The sequence below is a fragment of the Chitinophaga sp. Cy-1792 genome (assembly GCF_011752935.1).
Taxonomy (GTDB): Bacteria; Bacteroidota; Bacteroidia; order Chitinophagales; family Chitinophagaceae; genus Chitinophaga.
On the sequence record NZ_VWWO01000001.1, the window covers coordinates 572464 to 591932 of the forward strand.

Annotated in this window: 16 protein-coding genes and 1 tRNA gene; 9 read left to right on the forward strand and 8 right to left on the reverse strand. The window is 44.4% G+C overall.

Features of this window, described 5'->3' with window-relative positions:
• Positions 1 to 56: 56 nt before the first annotated feature.
• Positions 57 to 1070, forward strand: coding sequence for a recombinase RecA (recA, locus tag F3J22_RS02400; RefSeq protein WP_167013930.1), 1014 nt, complete (start codon positions 57 to 59; stop codon positions 1068 to 1070).
• A gap of 763 nt (positions 1071 to 1833) precedes the next feature.
• On the opposite strand, the gene typA is transcribed toward recA, so the two are convergent.
• The gene (gene typA / locus F3J22_RS02405; RefSeq protein ID WP_167013932.1) at positions 1834 to 3642 is read right to left on the reverse strand and encodes a translational GTPase TypA; all 1809 of its coding nucleotides are present in this window, start codon (positions 3640 to 3642) and stop codon (positions 1834 to 1836) included.
• A gap of 262 nt (positions 3643 to 3904) precedes the next feature.
• Between typA and F3J22_RS02410 the strand changes: the two genes are divergently transcribed.
• Positions 3905 to 4909: an alpha/beta fold hydrolase gene (locus tag F3J22_RS02410; RefSeq protein WP_167013934.1), complete on the forward strand. Its 1005-nt coding sequence runs from the start codon at positions 3905 to 3907 to the stop codon at positions 4907 to 4909.
• Positions 4910 to 4912: 3 nt separating this feature from the next.
• On the opposite strand, the gene F3J22_RS02415 is transcribed toward F3J22_RS02410, so the two are convergent.
• Together F3J22_RS02415 and F3J22_RS02420 are read right to left on the reverse strand one after the other, a co-directional pair.
• Complete coding sequence (locus tag F3J22_RS02415) at positions 4913 to 7147, reverse strand: hypothetical protein (RefSeq protein ID WP_167013936.1); 2235 nt, start codon at positions 7145 to 7147, stop codon at positions 4913 to 4915.
• 99 nt (positions 7148 to 7246) lie between these two features.
• Positions 7247 to 8296, reverse strand: coding sequence for a COX15/CtaA family protein (locus tag F3J22_RS02420; RefSeq protein WP_167013938.1), 1050 nt, complete (start codon positions 8294 to 8296; stop codon positions 7247 to 7249).
• 182 nt (positions 8297 to 8478) lie between these two features.
• Here F3J22_RS02420 and F3J22_RS02425 point away from each other — a divergent pair, with 182 nt between their 5' ends.
• Positions 8479 to 8922, forward strand: coding sequence for a hypothetical protein (locus F3J22_RS02425; RefSeq protein ID WP_167013940.1), 444 nt, complete (start codon positions 8479 to 8481; stop codon positions 8920 to 8922).
• A gap of 75 nt (positions 8923 to 8997) precedes the next feature.
• Here F3J22_RS02425 and F3J22_RS02430 read toward each other — a convergent pair whose 3' ends face one another.
• Entirely contained in the window at positions 8998 to 11976 is a 2979-nt protein-coding gene (locus tag F3J22_RS02430; protein WP_167013942.1) for a glycoside hydrolase family 3 N-terminal domain-containing protein, read from the reverse strand.
• A gap of 275 nt (positions 11977 to 12251) precedes the next feature.
• Between F3J22_RS02430 and F3J22_RS02435 the strand changes: the two genes are divergently transcribed.
• The 5 genes from F3J22_RS02435 (at position 12252) to F3J22_RS02455 (ending at position 16245) form a co-directional block, all read left to right on the forward strand.
• Positions 12252 to 12839 (forward strand): adenylate kinase, encoded by a 588-nt coding sequence (locus tag F3J22_RS02435; protein ID WP_167013944.1) that lies wholly within the window; start codon positions 12252 to 12254, stop codon positions 12837 to 12839.
• A gap of 139 nt (positions 12840 to 12978) precedes the next feature.
• A complete protein-coding gene (gene obgE, locus F3J22_RS02440; RefSeq protein ID WP_167013946.1) occupies positions 12979 to 14013 on the forward strand; it encodes a GTPase ObgE in 1035 nt (344 codons plus the stop codon).
• A 54-nt stretch (positions 14014 to 14067) separates the two neighbouring features.
• Complete coding sequence (locus F3J22_RS02445) at positions 14068 to 14787, forward strand: hypothetical protein (RefSeq protein WP_167013948.1); 720 nt, start codon at positions 14068 to 14070, stop codon at positions 14785 to 14787.
• A 46-nt stretch (positions 14788 to 14833) separates the two neighbouring features.
• Complete coding sequence (locus F3J22_RS02450; RefSeq protein ID WP_167013950.1) at positions 14834 to 15601, forward strand: hypothetical protein; 768 nt, start codon at positions 14834 to 14836, stop codon at positions 15599 to 15601.
• On the forward strand, positions 15601 to 16245 hold the full coding sequence (locus F3J22_RS02455) for a DUF2306 domain-containing protein (protein WP_167013952.1): 645 nt from the start codon (positions 15601 to 15603) through the stop codon (positions 16243 to 16245). The genes F3J22_RS02450 and F3J22_RS02455 overlap by 1 nt, the downstream gene beginning before the upstream one ends.
• Here F3J22_RS02455 and F3J22_RS02460 read toward each other — a convergent pair.
• Positions 16237 to 17346: a hypothetical protein gene (locus tag F3J22_RS02460; RefSeq protein WP_167013953.1), complete on the reverse strand. Its 1110-nt coding sequence runs from the start codon at positions 17344 to 17346 to the stop codon at positions 16237 to 16239. The two genes, F3J22_RS02455 and F3J22_RS02460, sit on opposite strands and share 9 nt — an antisense overlap.
• Positions 17347 to 17485: 139 nt before the next feature.
• Between F3J22_RS02460 and F3J22_RS02465 the strand changes: the two genes are divergently transcribed.
• Entirely contained in the window at positions 17486 to 17965 is a 480-nt protein-coding gene (locus F3J22_RS02465; RefSeq protein WP_167013955.1) for a hypothetical protein, read from the forward strand.
• Between the two features lie 3 nt (positions 17966 to 17968).
• Here the strand turns inward: F3J22_RS02465 and F3J22_RS02470 are convergent.
• From F3J22_RS02470 to F3J22_RS02480, 3 genes are all read right to left on the reverse strand, one after another.
• A tRNA-Thr gene (locus tag F3J22_RS02470) sits at positions 17969 to 18041 on the reverse strand.
• 90 nt (positions 18042 to 18131) lie between these two features.
• Positions 18132 to 18692: an N-acetyltransferase gene (locus F3J22_RS02475; RefSeq protein WP_167013957.1), complete on the reverse strand. Its 561-nt coding sequence runs from the start codon at positions 18690 to 18692 to the stop codon at positions 18132 to 18134.
• A 475-nt stretch (positions 18693 to 19167) separates the two neighbouring features.
• Entirely contained in the window at positions 19168 to 19464 is a 297-nt protein-coding gene (locus F3J22_RS02480) for a YbaB/EbfC family nucleoid-associated protein (RefSeq protein WP_167013959.1), read from the reverse strand.
• Between the last annotated feature and the right edge of the window lie 5 nt (positions 19465 to 19469).

Here is a 19469-nt window from a genome sequence, read left to right on the forward strand (position 1 = left end):
TAGCAGACCAGTTTAGTGATTTGCTTATCATTTAAATTTGTAAAAAAACTAATTATATGTCTACAGCCAATGCAGAAAAATTGAAGGCACTTCGCCTCACAATGGACAAGATTGAGAAAGATTTCGGTAAGGGATCTGTGATGATGATGGGAGAAAGAGCAGAAGCGCCGATGGAAGTAATTTCTACAGGTTCTTTGGGCTTAGATATAGCACTGGGTATCGGTGGTTTTCCAAAGGGCAGGATTATAGAGATCTATGGACCTGAGTCTTCCGGTAAAACAACTGTTGCGATTCATACTATTGCAGAGGCACAGAAGAAAGGTGGTATCTGCGCAATTATAGATGCGGAACATGCTTTTGACAGCAGCTATGCGAAGAGACTGGGTGTTGATGTAGATGCGCTGTTGATTTCACAGCCAGACCATGGAGAGCAGGCGCTGGAAATTGCTGACCGTCTGATTCTTTCCGGAGCGGTAGATGTAGTGGTAATTGACTCTGTTGCGGCACTGGTTCCAAAAGGTGAGCTGGAAGGTGAAATGGGTGAAAGCAAAATGGGTCTGCAGGCTCGTCTGATGTCTCAGGCGTTGCGTAAGCTGACTGCTACGATTGCTAAAACCAACTGTTGCTGCATCTTTATTAACCAGTTACGTGAAAAAATCGGTGTTATGTTTGGTAACCCTGAAACAACAACTGGTGGTAACGCACTGAAATTCTATGCTTCTGTAAGGCTGGATATCCGTCGTATGAGCCAGATCAAAGACGGTGACGAAGCAATTGGTAACCGTGTGAAAGTGAAAGTAGTGAAAAACAAAGTAGCTCCTCCTTTCCGTCAGGCTGAGTTCGACATCATCTACGGTTATGGTATCTCCAAAACTGGTGAGATCATCGATATGGGCGTGGAATACGGTATCGTTCAGAAAAGCGGTAGCTGGTTTAGCTACGAGAGCAATAAACTGGGTCAGGGCCGTGATGCGGTTAAACAACTGCTGATGGATAATCCTGAACTCTCTGCTGAAATTGAAGGCAAAATCAAAGCTAAACTTGCTGAACAAGCAGCAGCTGAAGCTTAATGATGCCCAGGCGGATGGGATGCGGATATGGATATGTTGTTAAATCAATTATGGTTTAACGCTGTAACCACAATCATAACCATAAAACATAAGGCGTAGCGCTTAAGGCATAAACAACCATAAGCCATTAGTTATGAGCCGCCAGTCAGCAATTATCAAAGAAATCCATTAACATACAATAGTCGTTCAGTAACGTCATTTTACATCTGCGAAAGCAGTACCGGACAGCTATTGCCTGTTATTCAGATAAAATAATCAGATATCTGTATCTAAAAAAATAGAGATATCTATAAAATATCAGTTAAACGTCGAAGCCCGATATTTTCATTGGAGCAATGACAATGAAACAGTATCAATTGTCTGATATACCTGTAATAAAGCCCCCCGATTGTTAACCCCAAAATGCAACAGGTATATCAGGCAATCGATCAATCGAAATAAGCAACGACCATTAACTTAAAGATCGTTTTAGTTTTAGTAAGCATTGGGTTAGTATGCACATCCCTGCCTTTTCCTGGGCGGGGATTTTTGTTTTGTATCCTTTCTAATTCACCACTATCCAGTATTCCCCCTCTCCGTTGGCAGACTGCTATATAAGATCATATTAGCCGTTCAGCATTGGCAGATGCCGCAGGATCTGCCAATGCTGAACGGGGATGTTGTGGCACCAGAGGTGCCACAACATCCCCGTTCAATTTGTACGCATAAAAAAACCGGTGAAGGATATCTCCTCCACCGGTTATATATTTTAAACTTCAGCTGATTAAGCTTCTGCTTTCATGCTTTTTGCAGTTCTCTTACGCTCTTCTTCATCCAGTATTGATTTACGCATACGGATATTGTTAGGCGTAACCTCGATGCACTCATCATGCTGGATATACTCCATACATTCTTCCAGTGTCATCAGGGTTTTAGGCGCAATGTTGGAAGCACCGTCAGTACCACTTGCACGCATGTTGGTCAGTTTTTTACCCTCGTTAGGGTTAACTACCAGGTCACCAGGTTTGTTGTTCTCACCGATGATCATGCCTTTGTAGACTTCTTCTCCCGGATCAACGAAGAAAAATCCTCTATCCTGTAATTTATCCAGAGAGTAAGCAGTAGTAGAACCAGCTTCTTTAGCGATCAACACACCGTTGTTACGGCCAGGGATTGCACCTTTCCACGCTTTATAATCGTTGAAACGGTGTGCCATTACAGCCTCACCAGCAGTAGCAGTCAGCATCTGAGTACGTAAACCGATCAGACCACGTGAAGGAATTTCAAATTCCAGGTGCTGCATTTCACCTTTGGTTTCCATGATCAGCATCTCACCTTTACGACGGGTTACCAGATCAATCACCTTACTTGCAAACTCCTGCGGAACATCCACTACCAGGGTTTCATAAGGCTCACATTTCTTACCATCGATGTGTTTAACGATTACCTGTGGCTGTCCTACAGTCAGCTCGTAACCTTCACGACGCATAGTTTCAATCAATACGCCTAAGTGAAGGATACCACGACCATAAACCATAAAGCTATCAGCACTGTCTGTATCCTGTACACGCAATGCCAGATTCTTTTCAGTTTCTTTCATCAAACGATCACGCAGGTGACGGCTGGTTACAAACTTACCATCCTTACCGAAGAAAGGAGAGTTGTTAATACCAAACATCATGTTCATGGTTGGCTCATCCACACTGATAACTGGTAATGCTTCCGGCTCTTCACCATCTGCAATAGTATCACCAATGTTGAAGTTTTCAATACCAACAACTGCACAAATATCGCCAGCGAATACTTTCGCTACTTTTCTTTTACCTAATGCTTCAAATATATAAAGCTCACGCACTTTCTGTCTCTTAGCAGTACCATCAGCCTGCATCAGGGTAATCCACTGTCCTTCTTCAATAGAAGCACGGGTTACTTTACCTACTGCAATACGGCCGAGGAAAGAAGAGTAATCCAGTGAGGTAATCTGCATTTGCAGGTTTCCTTCCGGAGTTTTAGGTTGCGGAACATATTCCAGGATACCATCCATCAGTGGAGTGATATCATCACACTGAGTCAATGAATTGTTGAACCAGCCATTCTTACCAGAACCGTAGAAGGTTGGGAAGTTCAGCTGCTCTTCATTTGCATCCAGGTTGAAGAACAATTCGAATACTGCATCATGCACCTCATCAGGACGACAGTTAGCCTTATCCACTTTGTTGATAACAACAATTGGTTTCAGGTTCAACTGTAACGCTTTCTGCAGTACGAAACGTGTCTGTGGCATAGGTCCTTCGAAGGCATCCACCAACAGGATAACACCATCAGCCATTTTCAATACGCGCTCAACCTCACCACCGAAGTCGGCGTGGCCCGGAGTATCGATCACATTAATTTTGGTACCCTTATACTCAACAGAAGCATTCTTACTGAAGATAGTGATACCACGCTCTCTTTCGAGATCATTACTATCCATGATCAACTCACCGCTTTCCTGATTCGCACGAAATACGTTGGTCTGATGAAGGATCTTGTCAACCAAAGTAGTTTTACCGTGGTCTACGTGTGCAATAATAGCAATATTACGAATATTCATATACTTATGTCTTTAGCTATCAGCCATTAACTAATTTTACGCTAATAGCCACAAAAAGAAGGCGCAAAGGTACGAAAACCTTGCGAGATTGAAGGAATACTCCTTTAAATAAATGTAATCATTTGGTAAAGTACACTTTTACCCTTGTAATTGTTTTATAATCAGCCTTTTAAACGTAGAATTCATATAAATTTCATACTGACATCACATAATCCGATAGCTTTGTAAAACATTCAATTCCCCTACATTAACAAGCGGTACCATGAGACAAAAGTTGATGAGTTTGCTGTTGGTCTTATCCACCATTCTGACTATTAATAATTCCCTGGCACAAACAATTACTGCCCAGGATGCCATGTTATCCACCTACACCTACCCTTTCCCGGTACATTTCCTGGAACTTCATATTCAAGGAGACACGCTACAGATGGCCTTCATGGATGTAAAGCCCACCCAGCCCAATGGCAAAGTGATTATGCTCCTGCACGGCAAAAACTTCAACGGCGCCTACTGGGAACAAACAGCAAAAGATCTCAGCAAAAACGGCTACCGGGTGATCATCCCCGACCAGATAGGCTTCGGTAAATCTTCCAAGCCAAAACACCTCCAATATAGCTTCCAGTTACTGGCACAGAACACCAAAGCACTGCTGGACTCACTCCAGATACCACAACTGGCCGTATTGGGCCACTCTATGGGCGGCATGCTGGCCACCAGGTTCGCACTGATGTACCCGGAAATGACAGAGAAACTTATTCTGGAAAATCCTATCGGACTGGAAGACTGGAAAGTGAAAGTGCCCTACCAATCGGTAGATAAATGGTACCAGACTGAACTAAACCAGAACTATGAAAAGATTAAGCAATACCAGATGGATAGCTATTATGCCGGCAAATGGACGCCGGCATTTGAAAAGTGGGCTGCGCTCCTTGCCAGCAATACCTCCAGCCCGGATTATCCTGTCGTAGCCTGGAATAACGCCCTGACCTACGATATGATCTTTACCCAGCCGGTATTCTATGAATTCGAAAACATCCAAGCCCCTACCCTGCTTATTATCGGGCAGCGCGACCGTACAGCGCTGGGCAAAGCCAGCGTGCCTGAGTCCGTCCGTAAAACATTAGGAAACTATCCGCAATTAGGACAAAATGCAGCAAAAAGAATCCCACACGCCAAACTGGTGCGGGTGGATAACGTAGGACATCTGCCTCATATAGAAGCCTATCCGCAGTTCATTACGCCATTATTGGATTTCCTGCGACAGTAGCCACTATCGCTGTTGTACCATCTTCAGCACATACTCCAGTCCACTCTGGTTAGCCGGGTTATTGATCGCATCGGCGATGTCCATTTTTTCCCTGGATGTCAGGTGCCATGATAGCGCCGCCGCCTTGTCCTGGCGCTGCGGTACATACTGGAAAATGATACGATGGAATTTATTGGGGAAATAACCTTCCATATAGTTGACAAGGTCGTCCTGATCGAAGTCCTGCATGGCGCTCCAATGCTGCTGCATGGTAAACAGCGGTTCAAAAATCAGGTCGCTGAGGTCTTTGGTTTTCTTGATGGCAGAAATATCATTTTTACGGGTATCCCTTACCTGGATATAAATCACGCCGGAAGTATTTTCATTGATCCATTCCCGGAAGGTATAGAGGTACCGTAAGCTTGTCTGCTGGCCGAAATTATCACGGATACCAGCGTCCATCACATCTACAATCGGATTGCTTGGCAGGAAGGCATTCGGCAAAACGTACGGGAAAGTAGCGCACATCCTTATAGCACTCGTTACCCGTAGCTCACCCGCATCCTGGCGGGCAAAATACTGCCCGAAATCCACACCATCCACATCCCGGATAGGCCTGGTCGGATACTTATATTCCGGCGCACACAGGTAACTCACCGGCAATGGCGAAATCATCAGCCGGCGGCCATCAGCATTGATGGTAGAATTCCATATCAGCATAGGGATTTCTGCCTGCTCTTCTGCTTTTTTATAGTAAGAGATAGTATGATTCAATACATTATCCGTATTCTGGTTCAACTGCATTTCAAAGGCATAACCTCTGTCTTTCGCATAATGGTTGGAACCAATTTTAAAACTCCATACCGGTGCAATGAAGTCATTCACGGCCATGGCCGTAAACACGGGATTGAGCAGGTCTTTGGAAATCTTTATGGGATATGTAGTATCATTCAGGTGAATGTTTTTTCCCTGTTGCTGCTCGTAGAATAGTTCTCTGAAATAAGTGGCACCCATCATACCTCCGGAAGCCCCCGTCATGAGTACTGTATGCTTCAGCAACTGGCCATTGAGGATACTATCGAGTCGTTGCAATACGTGTACGGACCACTTTGCAGAGCGGCTGCCACCACCGCTGAAATTCATTACTATCAGCGGGGGTTTGGTGTCTTTGGGGAATTTCGCTTTCCAGCGCTTCAGGACCTCTATTGTATTGGCCTTATCTGCTTCATATCGCTCTTCATTAAAAAACTGCTGTAAAGCCTGGGTGCTATATTCCGGACGGCCCTCTTTCTGATGGTAATTAAGGCCATAGGCCTTGTTTCTGTTATCGAGCAGGTTATGTTCCACCAACCAGTTCACACCAAACAGCATTACCAGCAAAATAGGGATAGACCAGCTTTGCAGCATATAGCTGAAAGCACCGGCAACTCCGATCAGGAATGCAAAAAATACGAGGACACTGGCGCCGGCAGGGATACGAAATATGTTATAGTCCATCATGCTGGCCAGTATCAACATGAAAATCAATGCACAACCCACCGTAATCATGGCTGCGAAGTGGTGTTGTTTCAGGATGGAATCCAGGTAGTGCTTGTTGTAGTGATCAACATTTCTTGCCCGGCGTATTTTGATGGGTGTAGAGAAATAGTTGTTTACCGGAAGGGCGTTTTCGTCCGGTTCCTGCGTAGGCTTCAGGATGGTGCGTAGAAAGTTTCTGGGATTACCGAACTTCCGCTCTAATCTTCTCCCGATATTTCTATCTGCATTAAAAAAATAAAAAAACGAGAAGAAAATAATAAATAATACCCCGCTGATAAATCCTTCTGCCAGCAAAAGAATTTCGGGCACACTGCTCAGCTCTTCATAGCGTTGGTATTGCCAGCCCCGGATCACCAGGCAAACCAGGAAAGCGAGTGGAATGATGGAGTTATTCAGGCAGTACCTGAAAAACGGCTGGGAAGTGGTAGCAAGAAATTTAAAACGGCTGGTATGTAGGATGAAGGTGGTGATATGCCAGCTCATAATGAATGCACCGGTGGCCATACCCAGGATGGCGGTGCTATAGAAATTCACTTTCCCCAGGTATTCCGGCGCCAGAAACAGCGCATCCCCTCCAAAAACCTTGGCAAATCCACCGTTTATGGTGCTAAACAGAATCACCCAAAATAGCAGCAGCACCTGGTACTTTCTGAAATGCAGGAGCAGCAGCTGAACAGGGAAAGAATAGTATGTCTTTATAAGCAATAACTTCAACTTCATCAGACGATAATTACAAATAAAAATACGGATTTGCAACTATGAAACAGCATTTCCTTGTTGCGAATCCGTATTATTAATTATGCGAAGTTATCGTCTGTGCTAGTTGACTGCTTTACCGCGGCTCAGATAGAAGGTCCATACGAGCGATAAAAGCAGTAGCATTCCTACGCCCTGGTGCAGGATTGCATAGGAAATCGGGATATTGATCTGGCTATTGAGCAGGGTGAGTACACCGAGTAATACCTGCAGTAATACCAAGAGCAGCGGCAGATAACGAACTGCATGTAACTGGCTGTTTGCCGGCACTTTGGCAGATTTCACCCACCATATCGCGATTATAATCGTAATCAGATAAGCTAATCCGCGGTGAATGAATTGAATAGCAATAGGGTTATGGAAGATATCATGGAAGAAATTACCACTGGAGAACATACCTGCAGGCACCCAGGCGCCGTTGATATCAGGCCATGTGTTGGCATTCAGGGCAGCATGAATACCTGCCATAAACGCACCATATATCAGTTGTAAAGTCAGCAAAACCAATAAGATAACATTCAGTTTGCGTAATTCCGGCACATATAATATCTGCTTTTCTTTAATGCTTAAACGCATGGCAAACCAGAATACATAGCAGAGCAGTACCAGTGCAGAAATAAAGTGAATGGCCAGACGGATGTGGTTTACACGGATATCTTCGTTGTTAAGTCCGCTCATTACCATCACCCAGCCGATCAGTCCCTGCAATCCACCCAGCAAAAGGAGGATCAGCAAAGGGTTAACCATTGTTTTATCAATCTTACGCTTATAAATAAAATATATAAATGGCACCAGGAATACAACGAACATGAACCTTGCCCACTCGCGGTGAAACCATTCCCAGAAATAAATATGTTTAAAATCTGTCAGAGTGAAATGGCTATTCACCAGTTTATACTGTGCAATTTCTTTATATCCATCAAAAGCACGTTGCCAGGCAGCGTCATTCATTGGGGGCAAAGTACCTAAAAGTGGTGCCCATTCAGTAATTGACAATCCCGAACCTGTCAGACGGGTGATACCTCCCAGGAGTACCTGCACTATCAGCATGCCCACACCTATATACAACCAGATGGCTACAGGGCGATTATTTTTTAAATGTACTGTTTCCATAAACGATGCGAAATTAGGACAGAAAACAACATCGGGTTCATATTTTCTCACATTATTTTAACAAAGGCGTAATGTTCACTTAACGCAGGCTTCTGATCTTTGCATCGTTAAAAGCAAAAAGGCACCATTGTATTAGCTAATACCAGCCCTATTAAAGAAAAACACATTAAAAAATTAATGTCATGAAACTTGTTTTAGCACCCAAAGTGAAGATGATTTTGACCGCAGCAGCGCTGTTAGGTTCATTAAATGTGATGGCTCAGGAAAATGATTACGCTTTCGGCACAGCGAAAATGACAACAGCTGTAACTGAAAACGGTTCCCCCAAAGCAGCTGTTAACATGCAACTCACACAACTCAACAAAGATGGGATTACTTTCAACTTAGCAGTTGAAAATCCATCCAATGAAAAGTTGGTGTTGTACATTAAAGACAAAAACAATTTTACACTGCACCGCGAAATACTACCTACAACTGTTAGATATGCGGGTAGCTATAATCTGGATTCTCTGGAAGATGGCGACTACACATTCGAAATCAGAAGCGGAAAAAATAAACTGGTTGAAAAAACTGTGGGAATTCACACTTCTACAGTAGTTAACAGAAATGTTTCTGTTGAGAAATAAGCCAGGATTAACACATTAAAAATAAAGGGCCTTCCACGTGAATATGGAAGGCCCTTTATTTTTTATACGGCGGTATTATTTCACTGCGGCTTCATAGAATACGTCCATCATCTTACCCCTGATATCGAGGGTGGATAATTTCGTATTGGCGCCACCGTTAGGATATACCCTGTTGCTCAGGAATACAAACACCAGTTTGCTGTCCGGATCGGCCCAAACGCAGGTGCCGGTAAATCCGGTATGGCCAAAGGTAGCGCCGGAAGCGAATTTCGACGGGTACCCCTGCTGCCTGGTAGCATTATCTTTTTCTGTTTTATCGAATCCCAGGCCACGACGGCTGATTTTACTGTTATAGGCAGTAAACATCGCCACAGTGGAAGGTTTTATGTATTCTTTGTTGTTATATGTGCCTCCGTTCAGCAGCATCTGCATGATGATGCCGAGGTCACTGGCATCAGAGAAGAGGCCGGCATGGCCTGCCACTCCACCAAACATGGCGGCGGTAGGATCGTGCACATCCCCTCTCAGTAATTGTCTTCTGAAAATGAACTCATTTTCAGTAGGTGCGATCTGTGCTAAAGGGAACCTGTTGCGGGGCAGGAAGCCGGCGGTTTCCAATCCTAACGGTGTGTAAAAGGTTTCCTGTACATATTCATTTAAAGGTTTGCCGGAGAGCTGTTCTACTATTCTGCCCAGGAAGATAAAATCCAGGTCACTGTATACGTAGGAAGGATGAGGCGTTAGCTTGCTGTCCAGGATTTTTTGCCAGAGACTGTCCCTGTAATTATCGCGCAGATAGAGGTCATTTGCCACTCTGGTGGTAAATCCTGGCCCTGCGACAGTATGGAAGAGGGTCGAATCAGGAACACCATTGGCATCAATTACCTCTTTGTAGAAAGGGATATATGGGACCAGACCGGCCTGATGGAGCAGTATATCGCGTATTTTCAGGTTGGCCTTATCGCTGCCCTGCACAAAGGGCAGATAGGTGCCCAATGTAGCGTCCAGGTTGAGCTTCCCTTCATCATAGAGTTTCATTACAGAGATCGTGGTAGCACAGATCTTTGTAACAGAAGCCATATCGTAAATTGATTTCGGCATAACAGGCTCTCTCCTGTTATACTCGTAATGGCCGTAAGTTTTGTTGAATACTACCTTACCATTTTTGAGCGCGAGCACCTCACAGCCCGGGGCTGCGCCACGACCAATCATCTCGCTGGCAAGACCGTCGATTTTAAGCAGTGTCTGTGCATTCAGGCCTTCTGCGGCAGGTGTGGATTGCGGCAATTGTGTGTACTGGTTCAGGGTATAGGTTACGCCTGAGCCTTCGGGATACGTCGGACAAACAGTTACCGGGAGTTTCCCCTGTGGCGCCAGTTTGCCGAAAAGGATATCTGCCGCCACTTTCTGGGTGGTAGAATCATCTTCGTATGCAGCGAGGATATGTGGTGCTTCACAGAAGTACTGGATAGCATAAGGATTTCCGAATACCACTGTTGCGGAAGGCAATTCCTGCTGTAGCTGACGGATCAGCAGTCGCTGTGCGAGCGACAGGCCGAAGTTATTTGCCGGACGGCGGCTGAAATTATGTACAGAGATAATTACGCCTTTATAATCGCGCTGGATACGGGAAACGATCGGTGCGATCTGTTCTACGCTCTGGCGGGCAGTGAAGATGAATGCATCTGTGCCTGGTTTAGCTGCTTTCACTGCATCGATGAAAGCATTGTTGGCGTCTGCCCCTACTGCGATGACAGCCAGCTTCTGCTGGGTCATGGCCGGACTGAATGGAATCAGGTTATCTTTATTGCTCAGCAGTGTCAGGGCTTTCTCTGCAATTTTACGACGCAGGGAATCCGTGCTTTTGTTGATATCATCGGTAATATTCTTTGTGTCGATGACCTGTGGTTTGTTGAGACCGAGGTCGTATTTGGCACGCAATACTTTTTTCACTCTGCGGTCTACTTCCTGCTGACTGATCAGACCTTTTTTGATACCCTTTCTGATGGCTTCAATGCTACCTTGCGCGGTAGAAGGAAGTATCATCAGGTCATTTCCTGCGAGTAAAGACTGTAAAGATTCCTGTCCTTTGGTGTAGAATTTCGCGATGCCTTTCATTTCGAGGGCATCGGTGATGATGAGGCCTTTGAAGCCCAATTCGTTCTGGAGCAGTTGGGTAACAGCTTTATAGGAAATAGACGTTGGGGTATTGGGTTTGTTGTCGATGGCCGGGATGTAGAGGTGTCCGACCATTATAGAGCCCACGTTTGCGGCGATAGCTTCTCTGAAGGGGTATAACTCCAGGGAGTCCAGCTGCTGACGGGTTTTATTAATCGTTGGGAGATCAAGGTGCGAATCGACATTGGTATCGCCGTGTCCGGGGAAGTGTTTGGCGTTGGCCATAACGCCGTTATCCTGCATTCCTTTAATAGTGGCTACTCCCAATCGGGCCACCTGGTATTTATTTTCACCGAACGACCGGTCGTTGATAACGGGGTTATTCGGGTTATTATTTATATCCATATCAGGTGCGAAATCGATGTGGATACCAATTCGTTTACATTGTTCAGCGAGGATGCGGCCGTAAGCGTAGGCCAGTGCGGTATCTTGTGTGGCGCCGAGCATCATATTGCGTGGCAGGGATATTACGCTGTCGAGGCGCATGCCGAGGCCCCATTCACCATCTATGGCAACGAGCATGGGCACTTTGGAGATAGACTGGTAATAGTTGGTCAGGTTGGCTTCTCTTTCCGGGCCTCCCTGGAAGAAGATGATGCCACCCACTTTATTTTCCCGGATATCTTTGACGACGGCGTTGATATGGTCTTGTCCCAGATTGGAGTGTGCCCTGATCATGATAAGTTGTGCTATCCTTTCGTCGGGGGATAGTGCATTAAATACGCTGTCTACCCATGCGGAGGCAGGGTCCTGTTGTACAACGGTTTGAGTAGTCGTCTTTTTATGTTTCTTCTTGTTGACTACCGAGAGCGGAACAGGTATCGCGCTCGTGGTCAACATCAAGCCTGTAAGTCCAGCAACCAATAAATGTCTCATTTCATAAACTTACAAATTCTGGCGCACTAAATCCAGTGGCAATCAACCAATTATTAATAATAATTATATGATTTTGTCTGAAAGAAAGTTAATCACTAATTTCGATAAGGAGTTTTGAAGAAAAACTAGATTTCAGTGGAAGTATTTGAATTATATTTAGTATTTTTCCTAAAATTTTTAGATTAATTCAATCAATCGTATTTTAATTACCTATACATTCAATTGTTTGCTATATTTGCAACCTTGCGAGTTAAGTAAGAAAGATTTAATAAAACATGGTCAATCTCATTTTATTTGGCCCTCCAGGTAGTGGTAAGGGTACACAGAGTGCTAATATTATAGACAAATACGGACTGATTCACCTGTCTACAGGCGATTTGCTTCGCAGTGAGATCGGTAATAAAACACCTCTGGGAATGGAAGCCCAGAAGTTCATGGACCAGGGTTTACTGGTACCGGACGAGGTGGTAATCGGTATGATCAGCTCCAAACTGGATTCCAATCCAGATGCACGCGGTTTTATTTTTGATGGTTTTCCACGTACTACTGCACAGGCAGAGGCACTTGATAAGCTGTTAGCATTAAAGAAAACTGCTATTTCTGTAGTATTATCACTGGAAGTACCTGAAGAAGAGCTGGTTAAGCGTCTGCTGAACCGTGGTCTGACCTCTAACCGCAGCGATGATGCTAATGAAGATGTAGTTAGAGCACGTATTGTTGAATACCACAACAAAACCGCTCCTGTGGCTGATCACTATGCCAAATTCGGCAAATTCAAGAAGGTTAAAGGAGAAGGTACTGTAGAAGAAATCTTCGGTCTTTTGTCCAACGAGCTGGATACGCTGGTGGGACAACCTGCCTAAGGCAATACAGATAAGACTTTCAAGAACTTATATACTACGCAAAGATCGTGAAGTTTAACTAATTGATTAAACTTCACGATCTTTGCATTTTATTTTATGGCTGTATCGGAAGATATAGCCTTTTTAAACAGGGTTAAAAGTGGAAAAAGCGAACTTCGTAGATTATATCCGTGTGTTTTGTAAATCAGGTAAAGGTGGTGCCGGCAGTATGCACTTCATGCGTACTAAATTCAATGCCAAGGCGGGTCCTGATGGTGGCGACGGTGGCCGTGGAGGACATATCATCCTTCGTGGTAACCGGCAGCTCTGGACATTACTGCACTTACGCTGGCACAAAATGCTGATAGCCGAAAATGGTGAAAATGGTAGCGGTGATAACTGCACCGGCCGTTTCGGTAATGATATCGTCATTGAAGTACCGCTCGGAACCGTTGCCCGCGATGAAGAAACCGGCGAAGTAGAAGCAGAAATCCTGGAACATGGCCAGGAACTGATCTGGCTCCCGGGCGGACAAGGCGGTAAGGGCAATGCTTATTTTAAATCCGCTACCAACCAAACTCCTGAATATGCCCAGCCAGGTATGCCAGGCATCGAAGGCTGGAAAGTCGTGGAACTGAAAGTACTGGCCGATGTTGGACTGGTAGGATTCCCTAATGCAGGTAAGTCCACCCTCCTCTCTACCATTACTGCTGCCAAACCTAAAGTGGCCGATTATGCCTTTACTACCCTCACCCCACAACTGGGAATGGTGGAATACCGTGGCGATAAATCTTTCTGTATCGCCGATCTTCCGGGTATTATCGAAGGAGCCCACGAAGGTAAAGGTCTGGGACACCGATTTTTACGACATATTGAAAGAAACTCCGTATTATTATTCCTGATTCCTGCTGATAGCGCCGATCATCGAAAAGAATTCGACGTGCTGGTGAATGAGCTGGAACAATATAATCCAGAACTACTCGACAAACAGTTTCTGTTAGCCATCAGCAAAAGCGATATGTTGGATGACGAGCTCAAAGCCGCCATCTCCGCAGAGCTCCCGGCAGATGTTCCACATGTTTTTATCTCCTCTGTAACCAACCAGGGACTCATGGAATTGAAAGACATCCTATGGAAAGCACTGGAAGATGCCAACGACAACATCGATTTCACTGATATGGCTGAACCGGAATAACTGTTCCAAGTACGAGGACAATAAAACCTAACTCAGTTTTATATCCCGCGTATCATGAAAACCTTCTTTCTGATGGCAGCCCTATTGCCAGCCTTCTTTGCATGCCACACACCTGTAACTAAAAAACAGGAAAAACCCGTGCAAATTGATACCATGGAACTGGTAGCCCCGCCCGTAAGCCAGGCTACCAGAGTCGCTTCCAATGAAGTTTCTGTTGCAAAAACAGACAGCACTACGTATATCCGTTTCGGTAGCTCCTACCTGGCACTCGACTGGATAGTTCCGACTCCTGCCAAAAATGACTTCGAATACCATCCGGATACCATCTACTTTACACTACAGGCACCACATACCATCGAAGGACAGCTACTAACCATTACCACTTCCGGCAACACCCGACTGGACGTAGCCCAGCGATATGAAACCAGCGTCATCATTGATGGACCTCCTTCCAGGATACTTCATCAATGGCACCATTTCACCAGCAACTGGGAAAAACTCAAACCGGAAGCGGATAACTTTTACGTGCTCAGGAAATACAGCCGTGAAGAAAGACAGCAATTCCCTGATGTGGATATCGCGGAACTGAAACAGTATACTTACAAACATCTCAACAGAGAATACCATCTCCGTTTATCCACACTCACCACTTTCCCCTCACCGCCCTGCAGCGTCATTATCAGCAGGTATTACCTGCGTATTACCGGTATGCTGCAACATAGCTCAGAGGCCATCGATAAACTGATCGTGATAGATCTTCCTTCTAAACTATAACACCAGCATCTCACTAAATACTATTTTTACATAAAATCAGCACCTCGTGAAATTATTCCTTACCTGTACCTGTTGCCTCCTCATCGCACTCAGTTCCTGCCATTCCGGGAGATCAACGGCACCAGCAAAAGACTCCACTGCAACAGATAGCATCAAAGATGTTTACGCAGCACTAAAAGGAACCTGGTCCGGCGATTTCGGCGGCTCCCCTATCTTCATTACCGTCAACTTTGCCAACGGCAAACAGGCTGCCGGCTACAATATTCACAAAGGACTACGCCGCAATATCCATGGCGCCATGAAAAAGGATGGCGACAACTGGTTGCTTGAACTCACCGAACCCGGCGATAACCCCTACGATGGCAGGTTCGCCATCAACATAACCGGCAACGGCCAACAGCTGAAAGGCAACTGGACGCCCCTCAATGAGAAAAATACCAGTGCAAAATCTTTTGTGTTGTCAAAAGAAGTACATACCGAAAACGAAGGCTTCGACTTCTTTGACTCCTATGATGGTGATCATGGTGAAGGAATATTAACCTTCCGCAGAGACGGCAGCTGTGAACTACAGTTCTATCCTAAAGTGAACGACAGCACCAGAGCCGAACAAGCCACCATCGTACGCGGCACCTGGCAAAAAGTAAAAGGTAACCACGAAAAAATTACTGTCATCTGGAAAACAAACAGTATCTGGACAGATAAATCAACCACTTTTGATGTAGCTTTCTATCCTAATGACCAGGACCATCCTGAAAAAGGTGGATATGCTACAGAGTTTAAAAGTGATAGCTTATCGTTTTATCATATGCCATAATGGTACTGCTGAAGAAAATATTTGTGTGGATAACGGTAGCGGCTATACTCTATGCTACCTGGCTGATGATATTGCTGAGTCTGCCCTATGTATCGTTTAACAGGTACACCAATTTCCTGATGACCAAACAGGTGCAATGGCACATCGTTCATTGGCGCCTGAGTTTCTATACACATGTATTCGTAAGCTCGATCGTATTGATTACAGGGTTATTCCAGTTCAGTAAATATTTGCTTAAAACCTATCCTGCTATACACAGGCTACTGGGGAAAATATATGCGGTTGTTGTCATCGGGATCAGTGGCCCCACCGGACTGGTAATGGCATTCTATGCCAATGGTGGCATCAGGGCGCAGATAAGTTTCGTGATATTATCGGTACTATGGATAGGCTTCACCGTTATTGCCTGGAGAAAAGCACTACAACGCCAGTGGGAAAGTCATAAAGATTTTATGGTCAGGAGCTACGCACTTACGCTTTCCGCCATTACACTGCGTTTTTACGCGTACCTGCTTGGCTTAATGCATATGCCGCTGCGGCCTGCAGCGGCATATGTACTGATATCGTGGCTAAGCTGGACAATCAATCTGCTGATAGCAGAATTATATATTCAACTTACTAAAAACAAACGGAGATTATCTTGATGCCAGTGGTTCATTCTGTTTGTGAATAAAATGTCCATCAGCCCCAATACTATAATAGTCGGTGGCCACCACTGTGCTTTTTACTTCTTTGTTGTTATTAAATCCTTCTTCCTTCGGATTTTTCTCATATTCTATTTCATACTGGCGTATGTTAAACTCGCCATTGGCATTGAAAACCGCTACCCGATAAGGGTCCTCATCTTTTGCCTGTCCGGCAACCAGCATTTTCTCAATAAGTTTTCCTGAAGAGTTATAGCTCGCCAGCATATAATAAGGCCACTGGTAATTATCCAGTTCTTTATCATTGATGGCATACACCAGCGTTTTATACGCAGAATCACTTTTCACAATACCTACATAATAAAATGTACTGCCTGTTTCCCGACTGAATTGCGCTCCTTTCATTTCAGAAACATAGTTTTCAAAATCATAAGGAATATAATAATCATTCAGTTTTGCAGCATAGGATTTATCCAGTGTAAGCGGCATTTGCGCTGTTTTAAATTCTCTGTAGAAAGATATCCATTGCAGTTTATCCGGATCTGTTGCTCCACTAAGCGCCAGGCGCACCACTTCGCGGAAATCGTCCCTCATTGATCTAACATATTCAAGATCAGGATCTTTCATGATATTATTCAGATTAGAATACCCGAATTCTATAGCTGAGATCAGGTTTTCCATCGCTTCGTCGTTTTTCTTTTGTTTGGAGTAAGCGCATGCTTTATTGTACAATAGCTTGTACATTGGCTTGTAATCCAGGTATTCCGCCACCTCATAAGCCTGTACCGCCTCCGGGAACTTTGCGGCGTCTATCAGGGCATTTCCCAGCTCATAGTAAGCCTTTGCCTGTGGCTGTTTTAAGATAGATTCATAAAATAAAGGAATGCTTTGAACAGCTGACTTTTTGTTTCTATACATATCAAGTGCTGCCAGAAATTTCTTTTCAGCTTCACTGTTTTTCGCTTCTTTTCCGGTAAGTGCCGCATGAACAGAGTCGGTATTGAATATAGCCGTTTCCGTTAGCCGATAGGTGCTACTGCCGGTTTTATCGTTACAGGCATACAGGCATACTGCCAGCGCAGCCAAAGGGATAAATCGCATAACAATTGGATTTGATGGGATAAATATACAGAAGTCCGGATGATTGAAAATTAAAATAAGGTTTATGGAATTTTTTCCGCCCTGCATCTTTTTTATATACGAGCAATCTTCTATCCACTGACTGAAAAATATCAACCTTATGAATTATCCACATTATCAGCAGTTTACACAAGACGACACCTACATTGTGCGTGGCAACCTGGCTTCAAAATATGATGCTATTGGTATACTGGCCCGTTATTTTTCAATTGTTACCATTATTGGATTTGTATTATTGCTCATACGGGTAAATACGATCCCTCCTTTTTATTTCTTTAGCACTATGACAGCTGCTTTCGCAGGCTTTATCGCATATTTCTGGGTAAATACGATATCGGCTATACGAAAAGATCTCCGGCATAAAGAGAAGGCAGAATTTATTACCCATGTAGTAGATAAGAAGAGTACCAAGGAGTTAGGTGTAATTTCCCATTATCTGCTGGTAGAGGATAATGAATATGGTATAAAGAAGATAGATGTAACACCAGATATTTTTGATCAGATAGAGACCTGTTGTTTGCTGAAGTTGTCTGTATCCAGGCATTCAGGCACTTTCCTGGAATGCGAGCTGAAAGATTAATAGAGCCAACCATGGGATTCGAACCCACGACCTGCGATTTACGAAACCGCTGCTCTGCCAGCTAAGCTAGATTGGCTGATAAGTTTTCTGTGCGTACAATTTAAAATAAATAGCGGCAGTGCCAATGCACCACCGCTTATTGTTTATGGCTGTGACTTCAACAGGGTTATGCCAGTTCGGGTGTGAACAGCATGGCAGTACAGAGACAGTTTTTAAATCCCTTTGCTGCCAGCACAGGATAGTTTACGCAGCTTTTGCAAGCCGACCAGAATTGAGGGTCATGGGTAATTTCATTATAGGTGACAGGCTCAAAGCCTAATCTGGTATTCAGTTTCATCACTGCCAGTCCGGTAGTGATACTGAATATTTTTGCCGCCGGATACATCATCCGGCTTAATTCGAATATTTTCTGTTTGATAGCGGACGCCACTTTCAGGCGTCTGAATGCCGGCGCCACTATCAAACCGCTATTGGAAACGTAGCTGTTGTTGTCCCAGGTCTGGATGTAGGAGAATCCAGCCCAGATACCGCTTTTAGTGAATGCAATGACGGCCTTCCCTTCCAGTATTTTTTTACGGATATCTTCAGGATTACGCTTCGAAATGCCTGTACCTCTGGCTTTGGCGGAGGCCTCCATTTCGGCTGTAATCGGTAATGCAAAATCTATATCAGTGATATTCGCCCGTCTGACGACTATCTCTTCATCCGTAGCTGTTGCTGTTTCCATTATATATTTATTATGATGATTGTATTTTTTATAAAGCAGTTTATCTGTGCCAGTTGCTAATGATCAGTTGCCCGACAATACTCAGTATAACGATTACTGCGAGCGCGTAAATCAACGAGCGTGATTTGGGAGCGGGTGGTTTAGGATGTACATGCATATAGTGTTCGTTTTGGTAGAGGAATGCCAAAACTTATTCCAGATAAGGCCAACTATTTATTAAAAAACAGTCAGATCCAGTACTATGGCGGATTATACGAAACGTTAAAAGAAAGTACCAGGGAAAGAAATTCCCCGGAAGTATATTATTTCAGAAAAGTATTTACAAAAACTGAATAGTAAGAAACGAAATTTTGCCGTTGACAACCGGCTCAAAAGGGGAAAAACTATTACGGGATCGGGAAAATAAAAACTCCTGGCCACTACAGTGTAGCGACCAGGAGTCAGTTTTCAGATGCGGCATCAACCGCGAATATGCTTATAACAGATTACCGAGTGGGCCGGCAGCGTTTTTCATTTCAGCTTCCCAGGAGTTTTCTGCAGCTTTCAGCGCACGGTTCAGTGCGGTAATGAGCAGGTCTTCCATTTCTTCTTTCTTTTCAGGGACTAACAGTTCTGCAGCGATATCGATGGTTTTCACCTGACGATTGCCATCTACAGCAACTTTTACGGCACCGTTCCCAGCTTCACCCGCCAGCGTTACATTCGCCAGACGCTCTTTCCCTTCTTTCATTTTCGTCTGTATCTGCGACAGTTTGCCTAATAAATCGAACATAAAAT

Bases quoted from the DNA above. Each gene is read 5' to 3' on its own strand.
- recA (WP_167013930.1), top strand. From the start codon at position 57: ATGTCTACAGCCAATGCAGAAAAATTGAAGGCACTTCGCCTCACAATG.
- typA (WP_167013932.1), bottom strand. From the start codon at position 3,642: ATGAATATTCGTAATATTGCTATTATTGCACACGTAGACCACGGTAAA.
- F3J22_RS02410 (WP_167013934.1), top strand. From the start codon at position 3,905: ATGAGACAAAAGTTGATGAGTTTGCTGTTGGTCTTATCCACCATTCTG.
- F3J22_RS02415 (WP_167013936.1), bottom strand. From the start codon at position 7,147: ATGAAGTTGAAGTTATTGCTTATAAAGACATACTATTCTTTCCCTGTT.
- F3J22_RS02420 (WP_167013938.1), bottom strand. From the start codon at position 8,296: ATGGAAACAGTACATTTAAAAAATAATCGCCCTGTAGCCATCTGGTTG.
- F3J22_RS02425 (WP_167013940.1), top strand. From the start codon at position 8,479: ATGAAACTTGTTTTAGCACCCAAAGTGAAGATGATTTTGACCGCAGCA.
- F3J22_RS02430 (WP_167013942.1), bottom strand. From the start codon at position 11,976: ATGAGACATTTATTGGTTGCTGGACTTACAGGCTTGATGTTGACCACG.
- F3J22_RS02435 (WP_167013944.1), top strand. From the start codon at position 12,252: ATGGTCAATCTCATTTTATTTGGCCCTCCAGGTAGTGGTAAGGGTACA.
- F3J22_RS02445 (WP_167013948.1), top strand. From the start codon at position 14,068: ATGAAAACCTTCTTTCTGATGGCAGCCCTATTGCCAGCCTTCTTTGCA.
- F3J22_RS02455 (WP_167013952.1), top strand. From the start codon at position 15,601: ATGGTACTGCTGAAGAAAATATTTGTGTGGATAACGGTAGCGGCTATA.
- F3J22_RS02460 (WP_167013953.1), bottom strand. From the start codon at position 17,346: ATGCGATTTATCCCTTTGGCTGCGCTGGCAGTATGCCTGTATGCCTGT.
- F3J22_RS02465 (WP_167013955.1), top strand. From the start codon at position 17,486: ATGAATTATCCACATTATCAGCAGTTTACACAAGACGACACCTACATT.
- F3J22_RS02475 (WP_167013957.1), bottom strand. From the start codon at position 18,692: ATGGAAACAGCAACAGCTACGGATGAAGAGATAGTCGTCAGACGGGCG.
- F3J22_RS02480 (WP_167013959.1), bottom strand. From the start codon at position 19,464: ATGTTCGATTTATTAGGCAAACTGTCGCAGATACAGACGAAAATGAAA.